Source organism: Blautia faecicola, from assembly GCF_004123145.1.
Taxonomy (GTDB): Bacteria; Bacillota; Clostridia; order Lachnospirales; family Lachnospiraceae; genus Oliverpabstia; species Oliverpabstia faecicola.
The window spans coordinates 772,706-784,908 of the sequence record NZ_SDKC01000001.1 but is presented as its reverse complement, the minus strand read 5'-3'; the positions used below and the strand labels follow the sequence as shown (position 1 = coordinate 784,908).

Annotated in this window: 11 protein-coding genes and 2 pseudogenes; 1 reads left to right on the top strand and 12 read right to left on the bottom strand. The window is 36.6% G+C overall.

The window, feature by feature from the left end; translation table 11 throughout:
* Positions 1-139: 139 nt before the first annotated feature.
* The 12 genes and pseudogenes from ETP43_RS18300 to ilvD form a co-directional block, all read right to left on the bottom strand.
* Positions 140-289: pseudogene (locus ETP43_RS18300) on the bottom strand (DUF3991 domain-containing protein); the annotation flags it as partial.
* Complete coding sequence (locus ETP43_RS17500; RefSeq protein WP_164979522.1) at positions 286-636, bottom strand: hypothetical protein; 351 nt, start codon at positions 634-636, stop codon at positions 286-288. The pseudogene ETP43_RS18300 and the gene ETP43_RS17500, both read right to left, overlap by 4 nt.
* A gap of 113 nt (positions 637-749) precedes the next feature.
* Positions 750-1,964, bottom strand: a complete 1,215-nt coding sequence (locus ETP43_RS03600) for an AbiH family protein (protein ID WP_129257068.1) — start codon at positions 1,962-1,964, stop codon at positions 750-752.
* 48 nt (positions 1,965-2,012) lie between these two features.
* Positions 2,013-3,032: a hypothetical protein gene (locus tag ETP43_RS03595; RefSeq protein WP_129257067.1), complete on the bottom strand. Its 1,020-nt coding sequence runs from the start codon at positions 3,030-3,032 to the stop codon at positions 2,013-2,015.
* The gene (locus ETP43_RS03590) at positions 3,025-4,176 is read right to left on the bottom strand and encodes an AAA family ATPase (RefSeq protein ID WP_129257066.1); all 1,152 of its coding nucleotides are present in this window, start codon (positions 4,174-4,176) and stop codon (positions 3,025-3,027) included. Before ETP43_RS03590 ends, ETP43_RS03595 begins: the two co-directional genes overlap by 8 nt.
* A 134-nt stretch (positions 4,177-4,310) precedes the next feature.
* Positions 4,311-5,372 carry an ion channel gene (locus tag ETP43_RS03585; RefSeq protein WP_129257065.1) on the bottom strand — a complete coding sequence of 354 codons (1,062 nt, stop codon included), beginning with the start codon at positions 5,370-5,372 and terminating at the stop codon, positions 4,311-4,313.
* Positions 5,373-5,374: 2 nt separating this feature from the next.
* Entirely contained in the window at positions 5,375-6,811 is a 1,437-nt protein-coding gene (locus ETP43_RS03580) for an AAA family ATPase (protein WP_129257064.1), read from the bottom strand.
* Positions 6,812-7,007: 196 nt separating this feature from the next.
* A pseudogene (locus ETP43_RS18295) lies at positions 7,008-7,103 on the bottom strand (hypothetical protein); the annotation flags it as partial.
* A gap of 145 nt (positions 7,104-7,248) precedes the next feature.
* A complete protein-coding gene (locus ETP43_RS03575) occupies positions 7,249-7,665 on the bottom strand; it encodes a helix-turn-helix domain-containing protein (protein ID WP_117525671.1) in 417 nt (138 codons plus the stop codon).
* A complete protein-coding gene (locus ETP43_RS03570) occupies positions 7,658-8,746 on the bottom strand; it encodes an acyltransferase family protein (RefSeq protein WP_243114180.1) in 1,089 nt (362 codons plus the stop codon). Before ETP43_RS03570 ends, ETP43_RS03575 begins: the two co-directional genes overlap by 8 nt.
* 126 nt (positions 8,747-8,872) lie before the next feature.
* On the bottom strand, positions 8,873-8,974 hold the full coding sequence (locus ETP43_RS18285; protein ID WP_408608687.1) for a TetR family transcriptional regulator: 102 nt from the start codon (positions 8,972-8,974) through the stop codon (positions 8,873-8,875).
* Positions 8,975-9,292: 318 nt separating this feature from the next.
* Positions 9,293-11,038, bottom strand: coding sequence for a dihydroxy-acid dehydratase (gene ilvD / locus ETP43_RS03560; RefSeq protein ID WP_129257063.1), 1,746 nt, complete (start codon positions 11,036-11,038; stop codon positions 9,293-9,295).
* Between the two features lie 398 nt (positions 11,039-11,436).
* On the opposite strand from ilvD, the gene ETP43_RS03555 reads away from it, so the two are divergent.
* Entirely contained in the window at positions 11,437-12,129 is a 693-nt protein-coding gene (locus ETP43_RS03555; RefSeq protein WP_129259432.1) for a FadR/GntR family transcriptional regulator, read from the top strand.
* Positions 12,130-12,203 lie beyond the last annotated feature (74 nt).

Sequence of the window (12,203 nt, the reverse complement as noted above, 5' to 3'; positions counted from 1 at the left end):
TCTGCAACGTCGCATAGGATAACAAATCAATGGCTGACTCAAACAGATGCACCGTATCATTGGATTTCTCTGCAAAAATGGAAAAAGAATAATTCTTATCGCTTCCATTTGCTTCTCCTATAAAGCTGGTTCCGATTCCTCTAAGAGCTGCATATTTCGGATTATCTTTCTCATCCATCCCTACAAACACTACATTATGATGAAATGCACTTTCATAAACTCTTCCGGACTCCAAACAAAACTGAATGATTTCCTTATCAATCCCACGTCCTAAAAGATACGCAATCACTTTCTGATCATCTTGATTTTCTTTGGCAACAGTAACTGTTTCTCCATCGGAACATTCTCAGATACAAAAAGAGGCGGCTGAATATTTGCCCGTTCTGCAAGCAATTCAACCGCCTCTAAAAAACTGTATCCTCTTACTTTGATCAGATAATCCAGTGCTGATCTGCCACCGGTTCTCTGACTCCACCACATCCATTTCCCATTTGATATTTTCAAACTATCGTGTGTTCTGGTAGTGTAGGTGTTGCCAGAAAAGTAAACTAATTCGTATGGTTCATAATTTTTCAAGTACATAAGCAAATCCATCCGCTTGACCTCCCGCACGACCGATGGTGGTATATATGGCATAATTTTCATCTCCTTTCTTGCCTTAGATTGATATTATTGGGGATAATATCCGGGCATGAAAATAGCCAGGTGATTCCTTGGTTGGAAACCAACTGGCTATGTAAAATATTCTTTTATTCTTGTTCTATCATCGGTCTCTGTAGCCTAAATTCTATAGTTTTGGTGTTTCCTCCGGTTCTTTTTATTAATTCATCTTCTCCAATCACCCTTACTAAATTGGCAATCTGTTTACCCATACTTTCTTTATTATGATAAAAAATAATTGTATTAACATTGTTATTTAGTATTAAATCTCTTAAAATATCTCCATCTGTAATGTCCAATGAATGACCATAAATATATAAATTATGTTTCCTGCTTTTTTTACTCATTATAGTACTATCAATTATACTATTTATCATACTTTGTATATCCGTTACGTTTCTTTCCACCTCTTTCATTTTCGCTTTTGTGTACAATAAATATTCTTCTTTTATCCTGTCAACCCAAGTTTTATATTTGCACCCTGTTTCCTTATATATTCTTTGATAAAATTTTTTAAACTCTACAAATTCGATATTTTTATTTTGTTGTTCAAGCGAAAGAAATTCATCGATACCAAGTACCATATTGTTTTTTTCAATTTCATAATTATTATTTACTTTACCATGAATGTAATCTATATCTATTTCACAATTGTTTGTGTATAATTTTTCAATAGTATTTGTATAATTAAAACACAATACTTTATTTTCCTTTTCCTCATTTGACGCATTTATAATTTCTTCTATATCCGGTGATATCTTTTTACATTCTATCTTATCCACATATTGAAACAAATAAATTTCTAATGCTTTGATTAATTTATTTAGGTCATCGTATAATTTTTCTTTTATATCTTTATAAATTTCCATATTGTGATCATTTACATAGCAGTCTAAAAATTCATTAGATAAAACACTTGGGATATCATCATATATATTAAACTCCATTTCATTCCCATGCATATCACGGTGTAAAGATTGAATAACGTCAGATATTTCACTTTCAAAGTCTATCCAATTTTCTTTTCCATGCATGTCATTTTGCAAAAAATATTCAATCCAAAAATTATTATCTAGTAAATTTTTCCATACCTTCTCTTTTGAAAATAAATTATTTCTAATATTTCCTGTATCATCTGTTACAATTCTTTTTATCTGGGGATCAGTCTTCCCCCAGTCTATATCATTCATATTTTTTGTATTTAATATATATCGAATAACTTTCACAAACTCTAAAAAATCTGTATATTTTGTAGGCAAATTATGAGCTATATCAAATCCATTTCCAATCACAATAATATTCATGCTGTCTCCTTCGTATTATATAATTTAATCTTTGGCAATAAATACTTTTTACTTAATCAATTTAAAATTATAATCCGGAATCAATAATACACATGTACTCAACACCCATATAAATCCTTTTTCAAAATTTCTGCTGACTTCATTTTGTACATTCAGTATCTCAGATAAATCCATCTGTTCAAATTGCTTTCTAAGATCATTTTCATTTACATCTTCCTTTTGAATTCTAGCTGCCTTGCGAATATTATGACATACGATCTCTTGTAAAACTTTTCTCATATGCTCCCAATATGTTCGATTCTCACATGTATATCCAATTTTTATAATCCAATCTTTTAATTGATATTTTAATGTCTTTTCCTTCTTCTCATCTCCTACAATACACAATATTTCTTCCAATTCTTTTTCTAACTCATTCGCAGAAATCTTCAATATTGCATCACAACATCCATTTCTTTTTTCAACATCACTTACCCGATATCTATCTCCTACAAGTAAATCATCAATTCTATGTGGCAACTCAACCGCCTTTTCAATAACACTTTCTGCCCTTACTAGGCTTTTATACTTGTCTCCCGGCTGCAATGATACCAGAATTTTTCGATTTATATACTCTTCATCTGGTATAGATTTTAAATGCAAATATGATTCAATCATTGGATAATTCAGATACAATTTCCCCATATCAGTCGAATCCGCAAAGCAATGCTGCATTTCTAAAATCTTTTCTTCAGAAAATGCCGGATCATGCCGTTCATAATCAAATACAAGAATAATATTGGTAAAATCATTTCTATAATAGATTGTCTCCGGATGTTCCTTTTTACTGATTACAAACGGTAAATCAACATCCATTTCATCTTTTGCCCAATCATTTCCGTATTCTTTTACAATATCCTCATATAACTTATAAATATTCGTACCGTAAATCCACACATCATCTATATCAATATTCATTTCTGGAAAACATTTAAAAACAAGCCAAAACAATTCATCCTTTTCATGTTTTCCCTCTACAACCAGTAAGCTCCGGCTACGCCGCCTTGTCTCTACTGCGTAATTATTCATATTTTTCAAACTCCCCACTGATATACATCTTTTCAAGATTGTGACCTTCTCTCAGCTCCCGTTCAGTTGCATTACAAAGAGCCGTTAATGTTCCCTTTCTTGATAAAATAAACAGGCAATCCGGTCTCATAATTCTATTTGTCATCAAGTTCGTATTATGCGATGTCATAATCATTTGGCATTTTGGATACTTCTGTTTAAAGAAACGAATCACATTTTCTGCCATTTCATAATGGTAAAACGCATCAAATTCATCTAAATAAATCAAGGATGCATCCCATACTTTCGGAACCAGTCTCCGATATAACTCAGCTAATGCCAATGTACCACTTGATGCATTTTCATAAAATGGAACTAATTGTTCATGTGAAAAATACAGTTCTCTTTGTCCGTCTGGTAATTTTTTTAATACCAATTTACATTCAATACCCATTGCATTTAAAAAATCTTCAAAATCCTTCAGATGTTCCGGATTTTCCAGACTCTCATAAAAACCTTGATTCAGTCTTCCAAAGCGATACTGCATCCCATTTCCTACTGTAATCATCATCATTCTTCTAACATAATTCGATAACCGGATAAGAGCTGAATCATTTTTCAAAGCCACATTACTGATCAGCCATCTCAAAAATGGAAGTTTTGGTTCACTGATTTCATCATCTTCTCCAACTTCCAGAGATTGTAAATAGCGCTCTATATTGGCAGTTTCTGCATCAATATAATCTAAATTATCAAAATTGTATTCTCGCAAACCAAAATTACATTTAAAAATGCTTTTTCCATTTACAGATAATTCTTCTTCACGTAATTCCTGATTTGATAATCTCGAATATTTGTAACTTAATTCTGTATCCTCAAATCTGAATTCATATTGAAACATTGCTGCATCTTCTTTGGAATCCGCGTTGAGTAAAATTCCATTACTCGCATATCTTGTTCCGCCAAACATTGTTGAACCAATATCAAGAATTGCTCTTCCAAGGTTCGTCTTACCAGTCGCATTACGTCCATAGATCAACATTTTGCCGATGATACCATCTGAAAAACAATCTGTATTAAACTGATAACCTGCAATATTTTCAAAATCTATCGTAATTTCATCTTTAAAATTTTTGTAATTCTTTAACGTGAATTTTTTAAGCATATCTTATACCATCCTATCAAAAAATTATTAACGTATAATTCTATGCTTACAGTATAACCAATTTTCACTCTGTTCGCAACAACATGCCGTAAAAAAATTACGGCATGTTGTGACATAGTTTCAATTTTTATTTCTCATTTTACTTCTGGTTCTTGTTTTTGTATGAATTCTTGCACACTTGTAAGCAATATCGGAATCAACACCACCATAATCATATGTGATATTATCATTTCTTGCACTGCCCAGTTTCTCGTAATAGATGAAATAGGATAAATATCTCCATATCCGGACGAAAAGAAAGACACAAAACTAAAATAAATATATTTTTCATTATTGGCACTACCCATATTATCTTCATTTAAAGCAATATTTAAATCTGGTTCTATAATACCTATTTTTCCGTTTTCATCTTGTATCATAATGTCTAACGGACACAATTTTTCTTTATCTTGTTCATCATAATTCCCTTTCACACTCCACGTTTTTCCATCAATTTTTTTCTCTATTTTCTTTCTATGTAAAGAGACATTTTCACCTTGCATTTCAAGTAAATTCATTTGAAACGCAAAATATACGTTATTATGATATGCCACATACAAATTAGCATATACACTAATTACAACCCCCACTATAATTACATATTCTAAACATACACATATTACAAATTTTATTTTCTCTCTTTTTTTCTTATTACTGTATTTTTTCACTCCCCATAATGACAGCCATACCCATATAGCTACCATACAACATATAAACATAAAAAATATATACTGAAATTCCCACGCCGTTCCTGTCACCATCTTCAATAACGTTTTCTGAGAAATAGTAAGTGACCAAAGCCAAATTCCAAAACCAACAAGGCTAATAATAGAAAGTGAAGCCAGTGGCTCTGTTCTAATTTTCTTAATCATCATTATAGACATAACACTTATCTTAATACCTACTATCATAACTTGTATTGCTTTAGAATTAGTAAACTTCACTGGAAAAAACACTATTAATAGTGCTATCATTATACCCAGAAATATCTGTATAATCTGATTTATTACAAATGCATTTATCCATTTGGGAAACTTTAATTTTCTATCTCCGTACCTTTTTTCGTTGTTTTCTTTTTGAAATTTATAGTCCTCTGCCTGTGTTTTTTCATCTGTAGTTCTTTTATTCCAATTCGTATAACTTCTTACTGGAGCCAAGGCTACTCCTCCTCTCTCGGTACAGAAATTCTTTCTGCATTGTCGCGGCAGTCGTCAGGTGTCTGTGCCAGCACATCCGTCTGACTCGTTGCCCGCGCAAAATCGAATGTTGAAAATACCGGTATAGCACCATATCTACCTTCCAGATATGCCTTGCTCAACACCTTATCATATCTCTCTTTAAAACGATCCAGGGAATATATAGAGCTTGCATTTTCTGCGTTACGTTCTACAAACCAGATTTCATCCCTTCTAAAAATAGCCTGATCCATAATAGATGATTCATGTGTGGTAAACAATAATTGCATTCGCTGCTCATCATGTAACTGCATAAATAATTGCAAAAATCTTTCTGTCAGTTTTGGATGTAAGCTTCGCTCCAATTCATCTACAACATAAAGAACATCTTCCCGTTTATTCAAAAGCATATCCATCAAATCAAATAATCTTCTTGTTCCATCAGACTCTTCGTCAAATCCAAATTCATAAAATGACTTATTATGATGCAATCGGATTGTTGTAACCTTCGGTTCAGAATGTCCTTCAACTTCGATATTAAAGAAAGTTTCCTTCGACCTCATCGTCATTCTGAATGACGGTTCTTCCTGCTCTTCCATTCTATTTTTCACATGCTGCATCATCTTATCAAATACTGGTTTCGGCATCGCATTTGATAACTCATCCAGTGTAATTTCTTCGATTTTTACCTGACTGATACCCGTATCAAATGTTTTGATCAATTTATTAATCAGCTTCAACGAATTGTCATCATAGTAGTACTCCAGATCAATCAATGGGGTATCCGGTGTGATAATCGAAATATGATTCTGAATCCAATCATACACATCCCGGAAAAACAATAATTTTGATCGTATGCCATATTTTTTCCCACGATTCATTTCCGTCAGGAACAAAGATGTTTCATTTCCTTCAAAATCATCTGCATAGGTTTCAAATTTATTTTTTTCTGTATTTGTCAGCGTAATGCCATCATTTAACACTGGACGTTTGCTTCCTTCTCGTTCAAAGAGACATTTTGCTGAACCATTCTGATATAATTCATATAACCATTCTCCGGTTACTTTTCGTCTGCTTAAAACTGCAGAAAAACCATAGGCATAAAATTTGTCACCTACAGTAATCTGAATTTCAAAACTACTTTCTCGTTCCTTATTCTCCTGCCGATTCTTGCAAAACATCTGTGTAGCTTCTATTGGAATACCATTGCAGACACTGTCTTTAAAAAATTTAAAGAACAATGCCAGATTCGTCTTTCCAGATGCATTTGCTCCATAAACTACTGCATATTTCAATAACTGGGTACCTTTTATCTTTAACCTGTGATTTGCATTTGTTCGTATTTTATTTGAGGAAATCATTGTCAGCTCTGCTGCTTTATCAAAAGATTTAAAATTTTCAACACTTACTTTTACTAACATTCTTATACACCTCCACCTTTATTATATGTTCTGCTCTTCTTACAGGCAATGCAAATTTTCTTATTTGGAGATTTTTTCGTTATATATTGCTCTCTTTTCTTTTTTGAAAATTTAATTTTGAGTTATGCATATAATATCAATGTATAAGTCAGTTTTTTGTAGCAACACTATTTTGCTAATGCCGCTACATGAAATATTACAGTAAATAAAAACTTTCTATTCTTTTTAGTTTTATCCGAATGAGGGCGGCGTAGCGAGCTACGGCAACCGAATGAGGGTAACATATACCGCAAAATGGGGCTTATAGATTGCGGAAATGATTTTTCAAACACGCTCTAATTTCGCCTAGAAGTTTCTGACAGTATTCCGGGGACTTCATGCGGATTGCTTCATAGAAAAATTGTGAGCTTTTTGGTACCCTTTATATTTCAGTGCTCTTATTCCTTTCCGTTTAATATCTCCACCAGTCTTTTTTCTTTGATAATAGCAATTCCCTGACTTTCATCGCCCAATATGATCAGATTATCACCTGGCTGAATATCAAATATTTTTCTTGCTTTTGCCGGTATCACAATCTGACCTTTCTCTCCCACTTTCGTGATTCCAAAAACATGCTTTCCCTTTGGCGGAACACCAAGACCAAGATTATTGCTGTTTTCTCTGTCATAATTTACAAGATCATCCAGACTTACATCCAATACTTCTGCCAGAAGTTTGCCCCTCTCAATATCAGGTAGGGATTCTCCTGTTTCGTATTTTGAAAGTGTCTGTCTACTTACACCAATCTTTTCAGCCAGTTCATCCTGCGAAAAGCCATGCATTTTACGTGCGGATACAAGATTATCTTTAAACATATTTTCCCTCCTTTTTCAGACCCAATACACACCAGCGGATAATCGGTATCCTGCTGATGATTTCGTATAAAAGCAATGCACCTGCAAATGCACTGATTCCCACGACTATATATACAATCCCTGCCGGAAGTTCTGAAGCAAAACACCTCAGATAATAAGCTACACAAGCTAATGGAAGATAATGAAAAACATAAATTCCCCAGGATTTTTTTGACATCCATCTTGATACTTTGTTTTCCAAGTTTCCATATTTTTTCATAAATGCCAAAATTGCAAGAATTGAAACCCAACAATAAATACAGGCAGGCATATTATTAAGTACAGGCTCTACCGCATAGTTTTCACCATAATAATATATCGTGTAGAATATTCCTGTTGCACCGGCTGCGATCAGAAAAATCGCCCACCATTTACTTAAGCACTCAACAACCTCATCATGCGAAAAAATGAAATAACCTGTAAAAAAACAGAACCCGTAAATTCCAAACCGGTACACAGTTACAATCGGCGTATTAAGAACTTGTGCGAATCCATATACACAGACAGTTAACAAAATCAGCAACCAGACTGGTGTTTTTTCTCCTCTTTTCCAGATACGATCCCTTTCAAATTTTCTCACTAGTAACAGAAGCATCGAAAAAATCCATAACACTTGTATATACCACAGAACACCGATTCCTGATATAGCCATGACCACATACCGAACTATTCCCGGAACTGATTCAAAACTTTCAAAAGCACCGCTGATTTTCATATTATAATATCCCAGTATCCATTGAAATACAAAAAGTCCAATGGTGGAAGGAACCAACAGCTTGCGTGTTTTATCTCGAATGCATTCTTTTAAATTATGCTTTTCCAGGTAATATCTGACTGTCATACCTGACACCGTAAATAACAATGCCATCATCCATGGATATACGAGATATTGGAAAGCATCCTGCAACTGTTCTTCTTTAAACGGACCGATTACTCCAAACGGCTGGACACCATTATACATATAAATCACATGATAAATAACAACAATACAAACCGTAATCCAGCGAATATTATCCAGATATATTCTTCTTGTGTTATCCATACTTTTCCCACCTTCGCAATTATTTTTAACATATTTTAGCATGAAAAATGTGGTCTTACGACCAACTTCCCTTAACATTTTCTGCTGAATTTTGTTAAAAATCGTTGCATTATGCTATACCTTCGTTTACGGCTCATTTTCATAATGTCTGTATAGCGCTCCCTTAGTCATTCCAAGAGTTCCTGCAATCCGACTCACAGATACAGCTTCATATCCTTGTAAACACAATAGATTTGACTGATGGGGTACTCTATAACTGTGATATGCATAATTTCTATGCTATCATAGACCTTGTTCAATTTGTTCTATAAACATACCGTTTGCGGTATATAATCCATTCTTTGCGCTTATTATACTTTTACAAACTAAAAATATCCCTCAGGGCTTCAAACCCTGAGGGGCATCTCCATTCAACTTAAAGACACTACTTTTATTTACATCGCCCTCTTCGTGATTCTTTTCGTTTTCCCGGAGATGATAGGGTTCGATTCCAAACAGGACATCGATATACGGAAGACACAGTGTACAGACATCTCTGTTTCGTTATCAATACTCCAGGTAAGCTCCCTTCATCGGACTTGCTGCATACTGGCTGAAAAGTCTCAACACACCTTTTTTATATTTTGCTTCTACCGGTTTCCAGTTTTTCCGTCTTTCGGCAAGAATCTGGTCAATTTCCTCCATCGACTTACGCTCTCCTGCAACTCCGATGATATTCAGTTTTCTTTCCATAACATCAATTTCAATCAGATCACCTTCTTCTACAAGTGCGATCGGACCGCCGTCAACCGCCTCAGGACTGCAATGACCGATAACCGGACCTGTGGATGCGCCGGAAAAACGGCCGTCTGTAATCAGCGCAATACTCTTTCCAAGCTCTTTATCACTGCTGATTGCCTCTGATGTATAGAACATCTCCGGCATTCCGCTTCCTTTTGGTCCCTCGTAGCGGATGAAAACGGCGTCTCCCTTCTGAACCTTATGCTTCAGGACAGCATCCAGGCATTCTTCTTCGCTGTCGAACGGTCTGGCACGGAGCACAGCTTTAAACATCTCTTTCGGACATGCCGTATGCTTGATCACGGCTCCTTCCGGTGCAAGATTTCCACGGAGAACGGCAATACTTCCATCGGTTCCGATCGCCTTCTCATACGGACGGATAATATCTTCTTTTGTGAGGTTTACCTGATACCGTCTGTTGAATTCCTGAAGCCATTTTTCACATTTCTCATAGAATCCGTTCCGCTTCAGCTCTTCCAGATTTTCTCCTAATGTCTTTCCTGTAACAGTCATTACATCCAGATGGAGGTGTTCCTTGATTTCTTCCATGATAGCCGGTACACCGCCTGCATAATAGAAGCACTCTGCCGGCCAGCGTCCTGCAGGACGTACATCCAGAAGATATCTGGCATTTCTGTGCAGTCTGTCAAAGGTATCTCCGGTAATCTCAATACCAAATTCATGTGCAATTGCCGGAAGATGAAGCAGGCAGTTGGTGCTTCCTGAAATTGCCGCATGTACGAGAATTGCATTTTCAAAGCTTTCCATCGTCACAATATCTGAAGGACGCATATGTTCCATCTTTGCCAGTCTTACCGCCTGTCTTCCAGCCTCTCTTGCAAATGCAAGGAGATCCGGGCTGGTTGCCGGCATCAGTGCTGTTCCCGGAAGTGCAAGACCAAGCGCCTCTGCCATGATCTGCATTGTAGAAGCTGTTCCGATAAAAGAACATGCACCGCAGCTCGGGCAGGCATTGCATTTCGCCCAGTCAAGTTTTTCTTCATCAATCTCGCCGCGCTCAAACTTTGCACTGTACATTCCGAGCTGCTCCAGTGTCAGCATTTCCGGACCCGCATTCATGGTTCCACCCGGAACAAACACGGACGGAATATCGACTCTGGCAAGTCCGATCAGATTTCCCGGCACTCCTTTGTCGCAGCTGGAAAGATAGACACCGGCATCAAACGGAGTCGCATTTGCATGAATCTCGATCATATTTGCAATCATTTCACGGCTGGCCAGGCTGTAATTGATTCCGTCTGTTCCCTGGCTTTCGCCGTCACAGATATCGGTGCAGTGATAGCGTGCACCAAATCCGCCTTCCTCTGCAATTCCTTTCCGTACCTCTTCCTCCAGGATATTCAGGTGACCGCTGCCCGGATGACTGTCACCATACGTGCTTTCCACTATGACCTGAACCTTTCCAAGATCTTCTTTCGTCCATCCGGTTCCGATGCGCAGCGGATCCAGCTCCGGCGCAAGTTTTCTCATTTTCTGACTTTTTAACTGCATTATCTTTTCCTCCCTGTACCTTTTATGTACTTTCGGAATCTTTCTACACTTTCTTTTGCGGCTGATTTTCCGGCAGTTGCAATCATCAGCCGCATTGGATCCGCCGCAAACGTTGTTCCTTCCATTCTTCTGTCTTCTTCTAATTCATCTGATGTTTTTTACATCACACACCAGCATTTCCTGCTATTTTCTTGTGTTACACGAATATCTTTTGTTGTTCAGCCTCGAATTCATCCGATGTATTTATCGTATAATTATCTTATTTAAAAATCAATATTGGAATTTTATCTAAAAAAACAGTTTTGTTTTTGTATGTTTTGATACTTTGACTTCGATCTATAAAGATATTATGATAAGAAGTAATAACGGAACAGCTAAGAAACGGAGCAAATCATATGATGACTTTATCACAGGAAGAAAAAGGTCTTCCGCAAAAAATATCAGATGACATCATCGCGCTTATTTTAGAGGAAAATTTGAAGCCGGGAGACAAACTCCCCAATGAAACCATTCTCTCGCAGCGCCTGGATGTGGGAAGAAGTTCTCTCCGGGAAGCCATGAAGCTTCTGGCCTCCCGAAACATTGTCACTGTCCGCCAGGGATCCGGAACCTATATCGCCGCGTCTCCTGGTATGGTAGAAGATCCTCTTGGATTTATTTTCATTGACAATAAACAGAAGCTGGTTCAGGATCTTCTGGAGGTTCGTTTTCTGCTCGAACCTTCGATTGCTGCCATGGCTGCCACACGCGCAGATGAAAAAGACATCAAAAAAATCACTGCACTCTGCGATGAAGTAGAAACGCTCTTAAAAAATCATGAAGATCACACACAAAAAGATATTGATTTTCACACAGCTATCGCTTTAAGCAGCAAAAACGTTGTTGTACCAAGGCTGATACCTGTGATCAACAGTTCCATTCCTCTGTTTGTGGAGACAACCGGGGGAATTCTTCGCATGGAAACCATAGAAAGCCACCGTGAAATTGCCGATGCGATTGCCTGCCGCGATCCGCTCCGCGCACAGGATGCCATGTATCTCCATCTTGTTTATAACCGCAAATGGATCTGCAGCCTCTCGCAGAAGCAATGAATTATACAAAAAGCCCGGGCACTTGGCTCCGGGCTTTTTTCGTTTAAATAAGCAAGCACAAAATACGGAAAGGT